The organism is Paenibacillus sp. FSL K6-2393, from assembly GCF_038002545.1.
Lineage (GTDB): Bacteria > Bacillota > Bacilli > Paenibacillales > Paenibacillaceae > Paenibacillus.
In genome coordinates this window covers 5,983,182-6,001,541 of record NZ_JBBOCU010000001.1, presented here as the reverse complement: position 1 = coordinate 6,001,541, position 18,360 = coordinate 5,983,182, and the positions used below count along the sequence as shown (strand labels likewise).

14 protein-coding genes are annotated in these 18,360 nt (G+C 45.9%); 11 read left to right on the top strand and 3 right to left on the bottom strand.

Features of this window, described 5'->3' with window-relative positions:
- The first annotated feature begins 143 nt into the window (after window positions 1-143).
- Window positions 144-812: a pectate lyase gene (locus MHI14_RS26605; protein WP_341131630.1), complete on the top strand. Its 669-nt coding sequence runs from the start codon at window positions 144-146 to the stop codon at window positions 810-812.
- 180 nt (window positions 813-992) lie between these two features.
- Here the strand turns inward: MHI14_RS26605 and MHI14_RS26600 are convergent, their stop codons facing one another.
- A complete protein-coding gene (locus MHI14_RS26600; RefSeq protein ID WP_341131629.1) occupies window positions 993-1,946 on the bottom strand; it encodes a copper amine oxidase N-terminal domain-containing protein in 954 nt (317 codons plus the stop codon).
- A 691-nt stretch (window positions 1,947-2,637) separates the two neighbouring features.
- Between MHI14_RS26600 and MHI14_RS26595 the strand changes: the two genes are divergently transcribed.
- The 10 genes from MHI14_RS26595 (at window position 2,638) to MHI14_RS26550 (ending at window position 16,618) form a co-directional block, all read left to right on the top strand.
- Complete coding sequence (locus tag MHI14_RS26595; protein WP_341131628.1) at window positions 2,638-3,231, top strand: ECF transporter S component; 594 nt, start codon at window positions 2,638-2,640, stop codon at window positions 3,229-3,231.
- On the top strand, window positions 3,232-4,803 hold the full coding sequence (locus MHI14_RS26590; protein WP_249913841.1) for an ABC transporter ATP-binding protein: 1,572 nt from the start codon (window positions 3,232-3,234) through the stop codon (window positions 4,801-4,803).
- Window positions 4,778-5,572 carry an energy-coupling factor transporter transmembrane component T family protein gene (locus MHI14_RS26585; RefSeq protein ID WP_133386461.1) on the top strand — a complete coding sequence of 265 codons (795 nt, stop codon included), beginning with the start codon at window positions 4,778-4,780 and terminating at the stop codon, window positions 5,570-5,572. The genes MHI14_RS26590 and MHI14_RS26585 overlap by 26 nt, the downstream gene beginning before the upstream one ends.
- Window positions 5,573-5,673: 101 nt before the next feature.
- Complete coding sequence (locus MHI14_RS26580; RefSeq protein ID WP_341131627.1) at window positions 5,674-7,977, top strand: outer membrane protein assembly factor BamB family protein; 2,304 nt, start codon at window positions 5,674-5,676, stop codon at window positions 7,975-7,977.
- Window positions 7,978-8,108: 131 nt separating this feature from the next.
- On the top strand, window positions 8,109-8,918 hold the full coding sequence (locus MHI14_RS26575) for a methionine ABC transporter ATP-binding protein (protein WP_341131626.1): 810 nt from the start codon (window positions 8,109-8,111) through the stop codon (window positions 8,916-8,918).
- Entirely contained in the window at window positions 8,915-9,586 is a 672-nt protein-coding gene (locus MHI14_RS26570; protein ID WP_047841707.1) for a methionine ABC transporter permease, read from the top strand. Before MHI14_RS26575 ends, MHI14_RS26570 begins: the two co-directional genes overlap by 4 nt.
- A gap of 45 nt (window positions 9,587-9,631) precedes the next feature.
- Window positions 9,632-10,489, top strand: a complete 858-nt coding sequence (locus tag MHI14_RS26565) for a MetQ/NlpA family ABC transporter substrate-binding protein (protein WP_339786124.1) — start codon at window positions 9,632-9,634, stop codon at window positions 10,487-10,489.
- A gap of 374 nt (window positions 10,490-10,863) precedes the next feature.
- Window positions 10,864-12,822, top strand: a complete 1,959-nt coding sequence (locus MHI14_RS26560; RefSeq protein ID WP_176872869.1) for a methyl-accepting chemotaxis protein — start codon at window positions 10,864-10,866, stop codon at window positions 12,820-12,822.
- A gap of 71 nt (window positions 12,823-12,893) precedes the next feature.
- Window positions 12,894-13,199: a PAS domain-containing protein gene (locus MHI14_RS26555; protein WP_036672654.1), complete on the top strand. Its 306-nt coding sequence runs from the start codon at window positions 12,894-12,896 to the stop codon at window positions 13,197-13,199.
- A 179-nt stretch (window positions 13,200-13,378) separates the two neighbouring features.
- On the top strand, window positions 13,379-16,618 hold the full coding sequence (locus MHI14_RS26550) for a hybrid sensor histidine kinase/response regulator (RefSeq protein ID WP_341131625.1): 3,240 nt from the start codon (window positions 13,379-13,381) through the stop codon (window positions 16,616-16,618).
- A gap of 20 nt (window positions 16,619-16,638) precedes the next feature.
- On the opposite strand, the gene MHI14_RS26545 is transcribed toward MHI14_RS26550, so the two are convergent.
- Together MHI14_RS26545 and MHI14_RS26540 are read right to left on the bottom strand one after the other, a co-directional pair.
- Entirely contained in the window at window positions 16,639-17,313 is a 675-nt protein-coding gene (locus MHI14_RS26545; RefSeq protein ID WP_091034665.1) for a response regulator transcription factor, read from the bottom strand.
- Between the two features lie 134 nt (window positions 17,314-17,447).
- Window positions 17,448-18,311: a helix-turn-helix transcriptional regulator gene (locus MHI14_RS26540; protein WP_091034663.1), complete on the bottom strand. Its 864-nt coding sequence runs from the start codon at window positions 18,309-18,311 to the stop codon at window positions 17,448-17,450.
- Window positions 18,312-18,360 lie beyond the last annotated feature (49 nt).

Here is an 18,360-nt window from a genome sequence, read left to right as displayed (position 1 = left end):
GATCTAATGATTATTCTAGTTACCTTCCTTATTTGGTAGGATTAGGTTGTGATTTGGGCAGAGGTGCACCTCTGGCGAACTTCCAGTACAAGCCCAGACTTGTACACTACCAAAAAACGAGAGAATAAGGGAGGAATTAAGTTATGAAAAAAATATTGACGTTGTTGCTGTCCGCTGGTTTGGTTGCTTCTATATTTGGTGCCGTTCCGGCTGCGGCTGCACCTACCGTTGTAAATTCAACCATTGTGGTTCCAAAGGGCACGACCTATGACGGCCAAGGTAAAACATTTGTAGCCAATCCTTCCACACTGGGCGACGGATCTCAAGCTGAGGGTCAGAAACCAGTCTTCCGCCTGGAGGCAGGGGCCACACTCAAAAATGTAAATATTGGATCACCTGCTGCCGATGGTGTTCACTGTTATGGCAACTGTAATATATCGAATGTAGTCTGGCAGGACGTGGGCGAGGATGCACTGACATTGAAGTCTGCCGGAACGGTTAACATAACCGGTGGGGCAGCGTATAAGGCTTATGATAAAGTGTTCCAGATGAATGCAGCTGGAACAATTAACATCAAAAATTTCCGTGCAGATGATATTGGCAAACTGGTTCGCCAAAATGGTGGGACTTCCTTCGCAGTTAACATGACGCTGGATAACTCTAACATTTCCAATGTGAAAGATTCGATTATGCGTACAGACAGCAGTACATCACAAGGCAAAATTACGAATACCCGTTATTCCAAAGTACCAACGTTGTTCAAGGGGTTTGCTTCAGGGAAAACGAGCCAGTCTGGGAACACGCAATATTAGACAGGAGATTGAATCGCTGGAGTAGGTTAAAGTTTAAGCTTTGCTTGTAACTCGAAGTTAAAATATAACGCCAAAAAGAGCGTCCCAAGGTCATTGCGACAATGACTTAGAGGGCGCTCTCTGTAATGCAGATGTCATAGTATAGTTTTGCTGAGTGATGTTTTATAGAGGATGCTCAAATTATTTCTCTCCCGGAACTTCAACGATGACTTTGCCTTTCTCGGGGACAACAGAACCGGTATCAATAGAGCCCAATTTGTTCATGACTTCGTAAAAGGTTTCTTCAAGCATGCGAGAGTACTTGAATGATACGAGTGTTTGACCTGTTACGGAAGGACGAGTCCCTGCTTCAGCAACGGCTTTGGTTTTAATAAAGAACAGGTCACCGATGGTTCCGGCATTTTTGCTGATGTTAGCCTGCCATTGTAGCAGTGCACTTCCATTTTTAAGGATATAATAACTGATCAGATCGTTATCCTCAACAACGAAGAAACGATCTTTTTTGTCTTGTTCAAAAATGTATTCAATGGATGAATCCACCGGACCCAAAGGGTTGCGAATGTCCAGACGTGCTTGTCCCAGTTCAGAAAAGCGGGGCAGATGCAGTGCGGCTTCACGCGCCACAGTCAGATCGGAACTGTTATATTCTTTTACAATCGTAGCATCGGTAGTGTAAATGTAGGCTTCCTTGGCCTTCTGGTTCCACTGCACCTTGGCACCAAAAGCTTCACCGATGGCACGGAGCGGAAGCATCGCTTTACCATTCACCAGAATCGGCGCGGAGGATAATGTCGCATTCTGACCGTTTTTCTTCATTGTTTTGCTGTTAGGTGTAAGGACATACTTATCGCTGCCTGTGTTAATGCTGATCTCTTTTGTTTTGTTATTGTAACCAAACGTATAGTTGCCGAGGAATTGAAGCTCCGTCAATGCCACGTACGTAATACCCTGCCGTATGACAACATCATATTGAGCTTGAACATTGTTAATATAAGCTGTCGGTTTAGGTTTGGTTGCTGCGGCTTCCGCCACAGTGGATGAGAGTAAGGCAGGTGCCGTGCCTGCGGTGAGTATCGAAGCGGCAAGGACCATTTTCCATGTTTTAAGCTGCCAAACAGAGTTGTAATCTTTCATCACTATCAATCTCCCTTCTAATGTTTAAGACGGACTACATAACCTAAATGTTTCATATTATGGAAAGTGAATTATCAGATGTTCCCTTCCCATTTACCCCAAAAGAAGCATGATGATTCTTCAAGGGATTGCCACAAATACCCATCTGATGTACATTAGAAGCAATGAAATAAGTGAACCGGGAGCTCAATGAAGTTGGGCTGAGAGAGTGGCCTTGTGCCGCTGACCGTACATCTGATCTGGGTAATGCCAGCGTAGAGAACATGGATTTGCGATATGTAAGGGTGAATTGTGGGGAATGAACGTGGATGAACATCTGACTCTTTGAACTGTGGTGATGTAGCTGCCAGGGCGGAGGGGTGCTGGTTGATATTCCGTATTTTCGACATCCATCCATTACATCATTGTGAGGATTGTACACTGTACGTAAGGCCTTCCCGGAACCGGGGAGGCTTTTTCGTTTATTTTTAGAGGTTGTTCAAAAAGTCTGCTTTTGATTACGAAGGATGCCTGACGGCATCATCAGCATCGAAGATGGAATTCAGCCGAAATGTCCGTTGCTCGCGTAGTTTTCCCTACGCTCCGCTACTCCATTTCTAGCTTCATCCCATCTTCTTGGTACTGAAAACCAGTCTTTTTGAACACACACTTTTACAACCCTCACAGGGAACAGAGGAAGGACGTAGAGAACATGGCAACAACAGTAAGCAACAAGCGATTGAAACTAACGGATATTCTGGTAACCATCGTGATCGCAGTGGTATTTGGGGTGATTTACAAGATATGGGGACCTACATATGACTTGATGAAACCATTTGGCGTTCATGCGGAGCAGATGATCTACGGCATGTGGTTTATGGCGGGCACTTTTGCTTTTGTTATCATTCGTAAACCAAGCGTGGCTATTCTTGCCGAAGTTGCGGCTTCAACGGTAAGTGCCTTTCTGGGCAGTGAATGGGGCATGTCCACACTTGTATACGGTCTGTTGCAAGGATTGGGAGCCGAGATATTCTTCGCAGCATTTTTGTATCGAAAAACCAATCTGTTTGTCACCTGTCTTGCAGCCATAGGAGCCGCAGCGGCTTCGCTTTTGCTGGATTATCAATACGGGTATATTGATTCACTCTCGGCCTGGAATTATACGTTATTTATCGGATTCCGCTTCATTGGAAGCATCTTGATTGCCGGAGTGTTTGCTTATTATCTCGCCAAAGCATTGGAACTGACCGGTGTAACACGCTCCCTCAGACCGGTATCCAAACAGGATTATGAGGCGTTGGATTAGATGAGCGGAGAGGGGAATTCGCAAGCGGTAAGTGTGACAAATCTAAGATGCAAGTTCCCGGGAGAGAAAGCCTTGGTATTTCAAGGCTTGTCTCTTTCTGTGCGTCAAGGAGAGAAAGTGCTGTTGCTTGGCCCGAGTGGCTCCGGTAAATCGACGTTATTGCAAATTCTGAGCGGTCTGATACCACGTTCGGTTGAGATTCCGATGAAATGTGATGATATCCAGGTTCCCGCCAAAGCAGGAGTGGTCTTTCAAGATCCGGATACCCAGTTCTGTATGTCCTTTACGGATGAAGAGATCGCATTTGTTCTGGAAAACCGAAATATTCCACGTGAAAAGATGCCGGCTCTGATTGAATATTATCTGAAACAAGTGGGGTTATCCTTTGAACAGAATCGTGTATTGATCCAGTCCATGTCTCAGGGGATGAAGCAGCGTCTTGCGATTGCTTCGATGCTTGCCATGGACCCGGAGGTATTGTTTTTGGATGAACCCACTGCACTGCTGGATGATGAGGGCACTTCCCAGGTGTGGGATACCGTTAAACGGATCGCCAGTGACAAAACGATCATCATTGTTGAACACAAAATTAATGAGATTGTGGATATGGTCGACCGAATTATTGTGTTATCACCTGAAGGAAAGATCGTGGCGGATGGGCCAGCACAGCAGGTATTTACGGATGAACGGGGCAAGCTGAAGGCTTATGGAATCTGGTATCCGGGTGTGTGGGATGAGTACGAGCAGGCAGCTAAGGAAGAAGAGGGAAGTGCTTTTGGAGAGCTTCAAGTGTGTGTGGATCACGGCATCTCAAACTTGGAAGCACAGCAACCGTCTGGCTTATCCGATACACCGGGTATATCCCCCATATCTCACGTCTCATCCTTATCGCCTGTATCACCCACCTATCAGCCTGCACTGGACTTGAAGCAGTTCACCGGATGGCGTGGGAAAACACCCTTCATTCAGGTGGAGCAGGCCAAAGTATGGCATGGAGACTGGATTGGTATTGTCGGAGCTAATGGAGCTGGAAAGAGTTCATTGTTGTTATCTCTGATGAATATCCTGAAAACAACTGGTCATTATGAGGTTGAAGGCCAGCCTTTTGGCAAAACGGAGCAGCTTGCAGATCAAATCGCGTTTGTATTTCAGAACCCGGAGTTTCAATTTGTGACTAACACAGTCGCGGAAGAAGTGGAATTCTCATTGCTGGGGGGCAGGCTTACAACGGAAGAAAGACTTGTCAGGACTGATCATATGTTGAATCAATTTGGACTAATCGACCTCTCCGAGCGCCATCCCTACCAATTATCGATGGGGCAGAAACGACGCTTGAGCGTTGCCTCTGCACTGGTGAGAGAGCAGCGAATACTGCTGTTGGATGAACCTACTTTTGGACAGGATGCCCGCAATACGTTTGCCATGTTAGCACAGCTTGAGCAATTGCGGAGAGAGGGAACAGCTATTGTTATGGTTACCCATGATCGTGAGATTGTCAAAAGATATTGCACCCGAATCTGGACGGTAGATGAGGGGAGGTTATCTGATGCAACTGTCGTTTCCTCACCGTGAAACCTGGCTTCATAACGTCAATCCGGGATTAAAGATGATCATTCTGACGATGATGTTTGTCATCGTTATCCTTATTCACAATCTGAATGTAATGGCCAACGTTGCGTTGGCGATGATGTTGTTACTGTGTTGGACAGGTCACCCATGGTATAGATTGATGCTGTACGCATCACCATTCATTCTGGTGTTTATCTCCACGTCTACAGGTATGATGATGTTTGGTAAGGGCGAGACCACATGGTATAAGTGGGGACTGATCCACATAACCGAAGAGAGCTTTTATCGCGGTCTACACTTGGGTTTTCGCTCGCTGACTATGGCAGCGGCTGGGTTACTCTTTGGTCTTACGACCAAGCCGGTACGGCTGTTTTATTCCCTGATGCAGCAATGGAAGCTTCCTGCAAAATATGCCTATAGCTTTCTGGCCGCGATGCGCATGATCCCGATTTTGCTGGATGAATTCCAGACGCTCCGTTACGCTATTCGTATACGTGGAACACAGCAACGTGGCTCTCGCTGGAATGTATATGGTACACTCAAGCGTTACGCTATTCCGCTGCTGGCACAGAGCATTCGCCGTGCACAGCGAATGGCGGTAGCGATGGAAGCGAAAGGGTTCATAGATGGCGCGAGCCGCACGTATTACATTCAGATTGGCTATTCGCGAGCTGATCTGTGGTTTGTATTTTATTATATCCTCACCTTAACAGCTGCTTATTACATCGGGGTTACCTTTCCTTATCATGCTACGATGGTGGATGTAAGGTAATATTGGGAGATAGATAGAAATATATTGAGGTAAACGGTAACTTTTTCCTTTTTGCTGCGTCTCTATTGGAAATACCTTCTAATGGATGGGGATGAACGAGAGTGAAGACGGGTCCTGACTGGCAGAGAACGGGGTACAAATGGATTACCATGACTGGATTATCAGCTGTGCTGTTGACGGGATGGATGCTGCTGGATTCCAAAATGGTTGTGCTTGGAGGACAAGCATTGGCTACAACGCCACAAGCCTTAGGGGCAAGTCCTCAAGGTTCATCAACACAGTTGGCCTACAAACAAGGAGATACCGTTACACTCATGAATGACATCCCTCTGTTCAAAAACAGAAGGGACGGCAGTGTGGCTGCTGACCAGCTGGGGATTGAATACTATACAACAAAAAACGAAAAGTATACGTTGGCCTCGGTTCGAGGTGAGTGGGTGCAGCTTAAGTCAATCGATCATGGGAACTTTTGGCTGCCAAGTTGGTATGCACTGAAGGAGAGCAGAAGCATGACGGAAACGGCTCCCCAAAGCTTCACGCTCCAATCAGGCAGTAAGCTGTATCTGGCTCCAGATAGTTCTACAACCTGGTCTAGTGAGAAAGCGCTGACAGGTAAGGCTCTTATTGTTGCAAAGTGGAAAGGATGGTATGGGGTCTCCATTGCCCCACGAGTCAGGAATAAAGAATCCTCCACGTATCGGCCAGGACTCTTCTGGATCAAGGCACAGGCTATAGAACAGCGGATGAATGTGGCGGATGGTTGGTTCCAACAGGATGCATCGCTGCCAACTTCGGTTATACGCCATCTGACAGATATTAAGCTGAACAAGGCAACCACCTCCAAACAAGTGGCTGGGTGGTTAGGCGAGCCGGATTGGAAAGAGAGTTCAAGCAATCTAAATTTCACGGGTTATTCAATGAGTATTGGACAGACCTGGAGATATGAGCGGGAAGATGCGCAATTTCTGGTCACATTCAACAAGAATGGCAGACTGGTCAGAACACGCTGGAATTTAGCACAGGATAATCGAAATGCTGTTGTTTCCGATTGGAACATCAGTCGGGCGGATGAATATGGGTTCACAACAAAAATCTATGGCACAACACTGCCAACGACAATCCCTTGGAAACCGGTATGGACCAACCAGGGGGATATTAACTACACTTTTTTACAAGTAGCCACGGATGATGTGCTCCTGATGAAAGGCGATGACGGTGGATTTAGCGGGGATTACTACGAAGGTTCCATATATGCCCTTGACCGACATTCCGGCCAGCAATTATGGGAGATCAACGGGGGTTTTGGAAGACAGCAGGCAGAGGTGGATGCAGAGCGCAAATACGTTACAATCTACACCGATTATGACCCTGATAAGAAAAAATACGTGGATCGTATTCGTCATCTGAACTTGAAGAACGGAAAGGTCACATGGACGTACACTCCTAAGCAAAATTTTAGACTAAATGGCATCACCGCTGCGAAGAACGTTGTGGTTGTGGATAACCCGGTTGTTGAGAGCTCAAGCAACAGTTGGTTAACGGTTCTGGACAGTGCAAACGGAAAAACATTGTGGACGCGAAAACTGGCTACGGGTTATGAATTATTGAACAAGAGTGCAGATGACCCCTATGTGTTGTATTGGGAAAAGAATAAGCTGGTTGCAGTCGATCCGCAATCAGGGCGAACCGTATGGAGCTTAAAGGGCAAACGATCCACCATAGAACAATTTTGGAATGATCCATATACTGGTGGAATTGAACGTCTTGATCCCTTTGCAACCACGAATGCTGGAAGATGGCTATCACTAGATAATCAGTGGCTTCTGCTTGATCTGAACACGGGGAAAAAGCTTGCCCAATTCCCTGCTCGGGTAGGACAGAGATTTGAGGAGCTGAATGATGGCATGTTGTTGATCCGTGAGAACAAAAACGGCAATCATTACGGAGAATATGAAGATTTTACAACTACCCTGTATGATGCCAAGACAGGCAAAACACGCTGGACGCTCAAGGGCAAGATTGAACGAGGACTGGTGGAAGATGATCAGTTGTATGTGATTAAGAATGGCTACCCGGCGGCTGTGGATTATAAAACGGGGGAGACGCGTTGGAATGCCAAAGATACGATTGCAACACTAAGGCATCCGACGAATCAGGGAAGTTATCTGGTCATTGATGATCAGTTGCTGTTGCCCATGGACGAGAATTTGCTCGTAATGAACAAAAAAAATGGAGCACTGTTAGGTCGTGTACATGATGTTGTGATGGGAAACCCGGAGCATCGCGACCGGGATGCGAAGAATGGAACGATCAACCGGATCGGCAATGAAGTTTACGTGGGTTCGTCCAACGGACGTTTTCGTGTATATGAAGCCAGCCGCCTGCAGGAGGCAATCTCACCTTAAAAGCTTGTCTCATCAGGGATGTTGATTTATTATAAATGAACAGGATTGCTCGCGCTCCGGTTATCGGCTGTGCGGGCTTTCTTCATGTGTTCTTGAAGAACCATGCATGATCATTCACGGGAGGACTCTCCATGATCTCATTATATGGTGTAAGCAAACGTTATAACGAGCGCGGTTCCCGTGCAGATCAGGGATTCGAAGCATTAAGCTCGGTGTCCCTCGAAGTGGGACAAGGAGAAATACATGGCATCATCGGATCGAGTGGTGCAGGTAAATCCACGCTTCTGCGAATGCTCAACGGATTGGAAAAGCCGGATGATGGTGAGGTTGTTGTGAATGGGCAGCACCTGACCCAGATGAATGAACAAAGTCTGCGTCAGGCACGAAGATCCATTGGCATGATCTTTCAACACTTCAATCTGGTCAGTAATCGAACGGTGAGTGGCAATGTCTGCATGCCGCTGGAACTGGCGGGTATATCTCGTGCGCAGCGAGTTAAACGTGGACTTGAGGTACTGCGGTTTGTTGGACTGGAAGACAAGGCAGATCAATATCCTGCTCAACTTAGCGGAGGACAGAAGCAGCGTGTGGCGATTGCACGGGCGCTCGCCAGTCGTCCGGATGTGCTGCTCTGTGATGAACCGACCTCTTCGCTTGATCCACAGACCACAAACGGTATCCTGGATGTGCTGCGTCATGTCAATGAAACGCTGGGTGTGACCATTGTTGTAGTGACGCATGAGATGGAAGTGGCTCGCAGACTATGTCACAGGATATCCGTCATGAAGGATGGGCGACTCGTTCGTACGTTGTCTAAAGCGGAAGTGAGCAGTATCCCCGCTCCACAGCCTGATCTGCTGACCTCCTTGCTTGCGGGTGACGAATACGGGATGACAGGTTCGTCTTTGTTCCGTCAGGCAGAACAGGAGGACAAGTCATGAGGTTACCTGAGTCTGTGCTGAAGTATCAGCATGAGATATGGCAGGCGATCGGAGAGACTTTTGTCATGGTGGGCATCTCCATTGCGGCAGCTGTTCTGATCGGGTTACCTCTGGGTACACTGCTGTACTTATTCCGGAGAGGACAACGCTATCAGAATCAAACGCTGTCTTTTGTACTCGGCAGTGTCGTCAACATCGTTCGTTCGTTTCCGTTCTTACTGCTGGTTGTATTCATGATTCCATTCACACGGATTGTTGTGGGAACGTCCATAGGTACGCTGGCGGCAACCGTGCCACTCTCGGTCATTGCGATTGCCTACTACGCCAGACTGGTGGAACAAGCGTTGCTGGATGTACCTAGGGGGGTGGTTGAAGCTGCTGCTTCCATGGGGGCATCAACGATGCAACTTGTGGTGAAATTCTTGTACGTGGAGGCACGATCTGGCCTTGTACTGGGACTCACGACAGCTACAATTAGCTTCATCTCCTACTCGACGGTGATGGGCATTGTAGGTGGCGGAGGGGTTGGCGATTTTGCCATTCGCTACGGTTATCAGCGCTTCGAAACGGAGATTATGGTATTTACGATCATCATTATGATTATCCTGGTACAGATGATCCAATTCACAGGCAGCAGACTGTCCCACTGGCTGGATCGCAGATCTTAAGCGGATGACAGAGCAGTATCAAGAATAACCAATACAGATTATACGATGAGGGGTAGACATGAAATGAAAGCAAAAATGATGCTTATGTTGCTTGCAGTAATGCTGGTTGTAGCTGCTTGTGGCAAAAAAGAAGAAACACCTGCGGCTGAAGGAACGAAGGAAGACACACAAGCTGCACAAGAAGTTACGCTGAAAGTGGCCACGTTGATTCCGCCGATGACAGATGTGCTGGATATTGTTAAACCACTTTTGAAGGAAGATGGCGTCAACCTGGAAGTTGTTGTGTTGTCAGATAACGTTCAACCAAATACAGCACTCGCGAATAAGGAAGTGGATGCAAACTTCTTCCAACACGTGCCTTACATGACTCAGTATAATGAAGCGAACAATGCCAATCTGGTGGCTGTACAGCCTATCTATAATGCCATCTATGGCGGCTACTCCAAAAAGTACAAAACGATTGAGGAATTGCCAGAAGGTGCAACGATTGCAATTGCAAACGATCCTTCCAACATTGGTCGCTCTCTTGTGATGCTGGAGCAGAACGGATTGATTAAGCTGAAAGAGGGCGTAGGTTTTAACGCCACACAGGCAGACATCACCGAGAATACAAAGAACTTCAAGTTTGAGGAAGTGGACTTGTTGATGCTGGCTCGCATGATGGATGATGCTGATCTGGTAGCCATGACACCTGCATATGCGAGTCCGCTCGGTCTTACACCGAAAAAGGATGCACTGTTAACCGAGAAGGATGATTCCCATTTTGCGATTACCCTGGTTGCTCGTGAGGATAATAAGGATTCCGAAGCGATCCAGAAGCTGGCTAAACGTATGGCGGGTCCAGAGGTCAAAGCTTTCTTCGAAGAGAAATACGCAGATATTGCGATCCCGGCATTTAAATAGAGAATACGTTGGTCCAATGTAAATAACCTTTAGATCTGAGCGATAACGCTTGGATCTTTTTTTTGTCATCTGCATGCTTATTAATAAGTATTTAGAAAGTTAACAATTTGGTCATATCCCCGGAACACTTTATTTAATAGTTTTTTCGTATAATTTGTTTGAAAATAGTTCTTTAGGATTATAAATTAAGAGATTTGTTCGAGTTTCTTAGTGTAAAAAGTGTTTTTTACAAGAAGTGAGACCTAGTTTTTTTAAAAGATGGTTTACAATCTATGAGAGCTTTACAAGAGCTAGATCAAGTAAATCTAAAATTAATCTGGAAGAGGTAGAGAAATTTGTCCCAAAAAAATAGCAAATCGAATTGGTTCAACAAGATGCATAATAACTTTAAGACGAAGTTGATCGTGTCCTTTATTGCTTTCCTGGCCATTCCATCGTTCAGTATTGGCGTTTTGTCGTATAACAGTGCAAAAGATGAAGTGGAGAAGCAAATTTTACATAGTGCGATGGAAAACGTGAACCTTGCCAGTGCAACGATTGATCTTTCGATCAATGCCAAGCGGAATCACATTGAATATTATGCGAATACACTTGCAGAGCAATTACGTCAAGATGATGCCGAGGTTCGGGTTGTGAACGAATTGAAGGGGTACGCTGCGCAGAACACAGATATCATCACCATAGGTGTGGGCACAGAAGCCGGTGTGTATCTGATGTCCTCTGATGCAGAGATGCCCAAGGATTACGATCCCCGAGTAAGACCATGGTATACCGAAGCAATGGGAAATCCAGAGCAGGTCATTGTTACAGACCCTTATATTTCTGCCGAGACAAACGAGATCACCATCACCATCGCCAAGGCACTGGAAGACCAATCTGGTGTGGTCCAATTGGATCTCAATCTGGCGGACATTAGTCAATTGGTTAGCGGAATTAAAGTAGGAGAAAAGGGACATCTGATTCTGCTGGATGCCAGCGAAAAGTATATCTATCATCCGACGATGCAACCTGGAACAGATGCAACAGAAGATTTTTGGACACAAGTGTATACGAATGAATCCGGTAACTTCAACTATACCTTTGATCAGGTTGATAAGGTCATGTATTACGCCACGAATGCATCCACGGGATGGAAGGTTGCAGGTACCATGTTCTCTTCTGAAGTAGAGGATGCGGCTGCGCCTATTCTGAATCGAACAATTATGGTGATCGTTTCCTGTCTTGTCATCGGAATTTTGATCATCTGGCTGGTGATGCGATCGATTGTTAAACCGATTCGTCAGTTGAAGGATCAGGCGATTCAGGTGAGTGAAGGGGATCTAACCCAGACCATAACAAGTACAAGCCATGATGAGATTGGTGAACTGAGTGATGCCTTTGGCAAAATGCAGCACAATCTGCGTGTGCTGATTCAAAATGTGGAGAACAGCGCCAGTCAGGTAGTCATCTCATCGGATGAAATGACTCAGAGTGCGGAATCAACCAGCGCAGCCAGTGAACAGGTAGCGCGAGCCATTCAGGAAATTGCGAGTGGTGCGGAGAAACAGACCGAAGGTATTGAACATAACCATCAGGCCATGAATGAAATTACGATTGGGATTACAAGAATCGCCGAACGTTCCATACATGTCGCTGATTTGGCGAAACATACAACCGTACAAGCAGAAGAAGGTGGCAACACTGTCAAGCAGACGGTGAGTCAGATGCAATCGATTCAAGAGACGGTAGAACAGACAAACCAATTGATTCAGGCGTTATATGAACGATCACACCAAATTTCAGCGATCACGGAGTTAATCGGAAATATAGCCAAACAGACAAACCTGCTCGCGCTGAACGCATCCATTGAAGCTGCTCGTGCAGGTACACATGGCAATGGATTCGCCGTTGTAGCAGCAGAGGTTCGCAAGTTGGCAGAGCAATCCGGGCAGTCCGTCAATGAAATCACCGTGCTGACTACGGCGGTTCAGGAAGATATGGCTGCTTCCGTTCGCATGATGGAGAAGGTGACTTCAGAGGTTGGAGAGGGCATGGACATCTCCACAGAAGCGATTCGGAAGTTTGAACGTATTCTGGATAGCATGCGGGAAACGACACCTCAGATTGAAGAAATTGCTGCCACGTCGCAAGAGATCACAGCAGGTGTACAGGAAGTATCTGCTGTATCCAATGAGTTGGCAGGCATTGCGTCAGGCAACGCCGCAACTTCCGAAGAAGTGGCCGCTTCCTCAGAGGAACAACTGGCAGCGATGGAGCAGATTTCTTCATCGGCTCGTGGCTTGTCTACCCTGGCTGAAGAGCTGCAGCGCCTGATTAGACAGTTTAAGTATTAAACGGGATCGTAGAAGAGAGTATCACACAGCGACAGCATCATATCATGTTTCATTAGAGGGAGTGGACAACCATGCAACTGGAACTCAAAGCCTTCTTACTGCTAACGGATGCGGTCATGATTACAGATGAGGAGGGTGTGATTCTGGATGTGAATTCCGTTTATGTAACCAAAACAGGATTCTCACGGGAGAGCACCATAGGTCAGCCTGCCCGATTGCTAATGGATACCCACTGGAGAGGAAATCAGACCTGGTCCGGCGTAGCCAAACTGATGAAGGCCGATCAGGAAGTGTGGGAAGCCCAAGTTACGATTACATCGGTTCATTTGGATGATTCTCTTTTTTATATCAGCATATTTAATGATGAATTTTCATGAAAAAAAATCGTTGTTTGGTGATAAGGGTATGTTAGCTGAAAGTAGTAATTATTTTCAAAAAAATGGTCAATATCGTCAATTGAATAAGGGAGTGCGGCATACTATGATTTGTGTACTGGGGAACTGCGACCATGAATCTGACAACATTCATTGAATGCATGAAATCCTGAAGTCGTAATGTGGACGGTGACCATTTGCTACGCGATCTTGTATTAAATTTCACGCTAATTTTGATCTTTGTTTTCCTGATTCATCACTATCTGAACCATACAAATGCTACCCGTTCAACATCCATCACGACTCGGATCATTATTGGTATTACGCTGAGCATGTTGGGCACGGCGCTCTATTATTTCTCTATTGTGCTTGAGGATGGTACATTGTTGAATTTCCGGGCCAGTGTGTATCTGCTTGCTGCTTATTTTGGTGGGAGTGGATCTGCTTTCGTTACTTTTGCATTCATGTGGATGTTTCGGATTAATATGGGGCGTAATCCCTTGTTGGAGAACTGGCAGTATGCGTTGACAGAGTTGTTATTTGTTGTAGCCATATGTCTGATCTTTAAGTATATCAGGGGATTTATGCAGAAGTGGTTGTCCGGAGCGTTGCTGGTGATTACTGTGTATGAACTTTCTGTACTAAAGACACATTCCCCTTCTCTGCTAATGATGGGGCAGATTCTCCTTTTTCAATGTATCTGCCTGCTGTCCGTTATATTATTCCTGTATTATCTGAACCAAAATCATCGATATAGGAGATTGGTCATTCAGAGGGATCAGGAAATGCTGGAGATGCTTCGTATGCAGCCGGGTTTTACTTTTAAAATCCGAAAACAGAACGGAAAATTCGAGTATCTTGTGCTTGAAGGAGAGATGCTCTCCCAACTGGGCTTGGATATGAGTAGTCTGAAGCGAGATTACAAACTGGGCACATTGGATATTTTACCTCAGGAAAAGGTAGAATTTCTGCGAAAGCAGTTTAACCGGGCATGGGAAGGGGAATCTTTTTTTTACGAGATTGAGCATGAAGGGTACTATTCGCTGGTGAAAGTTCGCCCTCTGCGAGAAGAGGGTGTGGTGAAATATGTCGTGGGATATGGACTTGATATTACGGAACACAGAGCGGTTAAACGAAGGATTCAAGAAAGTGAAGAGCGATATCGAACACTTGAGCGAGTGTCGGCAGATTGGTTTGTCGGTTTGGATAACAACAGATGTATAGTGTCGGTTAATCAGAAATTTCTGGATGTTCTCGGTCTCGGCAGGCAGGAAGTGATTGGGCGTCAGATTGAAGAATTGTTGTTCATTGAGCAGCTGGAGAACTGGTTGTTCGTTTTCCAAAAAGCCTTACATCACAATATAGCCCAGGATACGGAACTGAGTTTCATTATTGGAGAAGGTCATGAGCAGCATGTTCGGGTTCACCTATACCCTGTTAAAGTATTAAACTCGAGTGAGAAAATTAAGGCAGTCATTCGAGACATTTCGGATCACTATAGACGTGTTAAGGCCGACAAAGCAAGCCAGGCGAAGAGTGAGTTTCTCGCATTCATGAGCCACGAGATTCGTACCCCACTGAGCGGCATTATCAGCTTTTCGTTGTTACTCCAACGAACAGATCTATCTCCACAACAAAAGGATTATTTGAGTAAAATCAACGCGTCTTCCCAAACCTTGCTTGCCCTCGTAAATGATATTCTTGATTTTTCGAAAATTGAGGCAGGCAAGCTGATTTTGGAGAAGGTCTCTTTTTCACCAGAGGATGTGATCAAACGTGTGGCAGATCAGATCGGTGTAGCCATCGGGCACAAAGATATCGAAGTGATCTTTACAACCGATCCCGATCTGCCGCTAACGGTGATTGGTGATCCGTTCCGGCTTGAACAGGTGTTATTGAATCTGCTCAGTAATGCGATTAAATTTACGGAGCATGGGTATGTAACGCTGCAAGCAGAGGTGCTTTCATTGGAGGCGGAGCGAGTTCAGGTCCGTTTTAAGGTAGAGGACACGGGAATCGGAATGTCACCCGAACAATTGGAACGGCTCTTTGTACCGTTTACTCAAGCGGAACCCTCGACGTATCGAACATATGGTGGTTCTGGTCTTGGGCTGGTCATCTGTTACCTTCTGGTGACTTCCTTGGGAGGAAACTTGCGGGTAGATAGTGTGCTTGGAGAGTACAGTTTGTTTTCATTCGACTTGATATTTGAACTTGCAGAGTCGGAAGAAGAAAGTTCCTTCCTGCAAACATACCCTCTTCTATATTGTGCGGATGAGGTGGTTATCGTTGAAGAAGATGAACGGATGGGCACAAATCTGAAGCAGATACTCTACTCATTCGGAATGAAGCCGAAGCTGTATCCTTCGTTGAACCATATGATGGAAAGTGATTGGTGTGTCTCTCATGTAGATGGGGCAAGTTCCATGTTGATGATGATGGATATGGATGCAGAGGACACAGTCAACGGATCGTTATGGGAAAGTTTCATGAAGCGATTGAACCGAACCAAATTTCAAATAGTGGGTTATACCCATGCTTTTAGTGAAAATGCCCTGTGGAGTGAGGAGAGATCCTTTCGCCCGGATCTCATGATGATCAAACCGATTACACGTCTGGGATTGTTCGAAGTGTTACTTGCACTTCAGGGTGAAGGGCCATTGGAGAAAAAGCGGATGATAGAAGGTGATGAATCCTACTTGCTTAAATCCAAAGGGCACATTCTGATCGCTGAAGATCATGAAATCAATCAACTGGTCATTCGGGCCATGCTGGAACATACCGGATTCAAGGTGACGCTGGCAGACAGTGGCACAGAGGTTTTGAAGAAATTGGACGAACAAACATGGGAACTGATTCTGATGGACCTCTATATGCCAGCTATGAACGGAATTGATGCAGCGCGACACATTCGCAAGATGAGGAAATATGATCGTACACCTATTATCGCGCTTACAGCGAATAGTTTGAAAAGCGACCATGAATTATATCTTGAAGCAGGCATGAATGCCATCCTGACTAAGCCTATACATGAACAACAGCTCGCAGACATTTTGGAAATATGGATTGATCTTAAGGGCATAAGGGAGATCAATGGAATTGATGCAGATAAGGCGATCAGACAGATGGATGGCAAGCCGCATATTCTGCAATATGCACTCACTAAATTCAGAATGGAGTATGGCTCGTTTCAGCAAAAACTGGCGATTCAGCTTCAGCAACAGCAGATTGCTGATGTCATTCGTAGTGTTCATTCTCTTCGAGGCGTAGCTGCGAATCTGCATGCAGTGGACCTGATGTGTGCGGTTCTCCAATTGGAATCGCTCTTGTCCCGTCCGTTATTCAAAGAAGAGGATCTGCGTTCGGCATTGGAGAAGGTACAACAGGAAATTGATAAAATTACCGAGTCCCTGCCATGGTGATCGAATGAAGCTGTGTGGTTTTAAGGTGTGAACTTATATCCGACCCCCCAGATGGTTTGAATGTATTGGGGGTTTTTTGGATTGTCCTCAATTTTTTTGCGAAGCTTGGTAATGTGCACATCGATGGTGCGATCATTAATGTACGCATCAATACCACGAATGGCTTCAATCAGGGCATACCGACTGTAGACCTTGCCAGGATTGAGAATAAACAGCTTCATGATCTCAAATTCGGAAAACGTCATCTCTACGCGCTGGTTATTCAACAGAACAGTTCTTCGGGCCAGATCGAGAGATATTCCGGATTCCTGTTCAGTGACAACAGAGCTGTTCAATATAGAGTAGCGGCGCAATACGGCCTCAATACGTGCCTTCAGCTCCTGCATGCTGAAAGGCTTACATACATAGTCATCAGCCCCATCTGTTAATGATCGAATCCGCTCAGAAACCTCGGTTAATGAAGAGATGACAATAATGGGGATTGCCGTATGTTGGCGCATGAGAGAACAAGGATTCTTATTACCCGAATCAGGGAGCATCAAGTCAAGAAGCAGGATATCAGGCCGCGCTTGAAGCTGTAGAAGACCATCTCTTGCGTTATCGACACGAATAACATCATACCCTTCACCTTGCAAATACAAGGATAATGTATCGCCTAACATGTTGTCGTCCTCTATGATAAGCACTTTCGTCATGATATTCCTTTCTGAACCCCCTTCTTGTAGAAGGACTAAGATCCATGAATTACTTAATATACCTGATATTTAAAACATGCAACATGAAGATGTCAAGACACTAACATGACTCCAAGAAGGTGAGAGACTCCGATTTAATGCTTGCCAAGATGTGGATCAGCTTCACGCTCGATCAGGCGCATCAGTTTGCGCTCGGTAGCGCTCTCTGGCGCAGGAGTGTAGACGCTGCAACGCAGATCGGAACTGCCCTGAACCTGCAACGAAGTCAGATCAAACAACATTTTGCCTGCTTTGGAATGCCTGAATTCGATTAATACGTCCGGGGCACTGCTGACACTGCTTTGTTTCCAAAGGGTATGAAAATCGGGATGTCTGTTCATCATGTCATCCAGAAATAAATTATACCATTCATCATCAACATACTGGCCATAGTAAGCACGAAAAATCGCCAGAAATCCGCTAACAAAATCCTCCCAGTTCACCGCGAGCCTGCGAAACTCCTTTCGATCAAATAACAGACTGATCATATTCCGCTGTTCGGGGGCAATCTGTTCAAAATCCATAAAAACATGCCGGGCTGCATCATTCCAGCCGACAATGTAACAACGCCGATCCGAGATCACGGTAGGGCAGTGATGAAGTTCTTGCAAAATTTTCTGCAAGGAAGGGTGAAGTTGAACCGGTTCTTCTTCCAGTGTGGGCAGCTCTGTATGATGCTCCATGGCGAGCGAAAACAGATACTTTCGTTCATCTGCAGTAAGCCTCAGTGCTGAAGCAATGTTATCCAACACAGAATGGGATACCTGAATATCCCGACCTTGTTCAAGCCAGGTATACCATGTTGTACTCACTCCTGCTAGTTGGGAAACCTCTTCTCTCCTCAGCCCAGGCGTTCTTCTCCGACTTCCAGTGGGTAAACCGACCGATTCGGGAGAAATTTTGGAACGCTGTGTTTTCAGAAAAGTGGACAATGCCTGTAACCTGACATCGTAGTTCAATCCATCACCTTCAATCCTCGTTATCATGGTAGTCATTATACTATTATAA

Coding starts and splice junctions, on each gene's coding strand:
- MHI14_RS26605 (WP_341131630.1), top strand. CDS start 144: ATGAAAAAAATATTGACGTTGTTGCTGTCCGCTGGTTTGGTTGCTTCT.
- MHI14_RS26585 (WP_133386461.1), top strand. CDS start 4,778: ATGCAACTGTCGTTTCCTCACCGTGAAACCTGGCTTCATAACGTCAAT.
- MHI14_RS26600 (WP_341131629.1), bottom strand. CDS start 1,946: ATGAAAGATTACAACTCTGTTTGGCAGCTTAAAACATGGAAAATGGTC.
- MHI14_RS26590 (WP_249913841.1), top strand. CDS start 3,232: ATGAGCGGAGAGGGGAATTCGCAAGCGGTAAGTGTGACAAATCTAAGA.
- MHI14_RS26565 (WP_339786124.1), top strand. CDS start 9,632: ATGAGGGGTAGACATGAAATGAAAGCAAAAATGATGCTTATGTTGCTT.
- MHI14_RS26575 (WP_341131626.1), top strand. CDS start 8,109: ATGATCTCATTATATGGTGTAAGCAAACGTTATAACGAGCGCGGTTCC.
- MHI14_RS26570 (WP_047841707.1), top strand. CDS start 8,915: ATGAGGTTACCTGAGTCTGTGCTGAAGTATCAGCATGAGATATGGCAG.
- MHI14_RS26595 (WP_341131628.1), top strand. CDS start 2,638: ATGGCAACAACAGTAAGCAACAAGCGATTGAAACTAACGGATATTCTG.
- MHI14_RS26555 (WP_036672654.1), top strand. CDS start 12,894: ATGCAACTGGAACTCAAAGCCTTCTTACTGCTAACGGATGCGGTCATG.
- MHI14_RS26545 (WP_091034665.1), bottom strand. CDS start 17,313: ATGACGAAAGTGCTTATCATAGAGGACGACAACATGTTAGGCGATACA.
- MHI14_RS26560 (WP_176872869.1), top strand. CDS start 10,864: ATGCATAATAACTTTAAGACGAAGTTGATCGTGTCCTTTATTGCTTTC.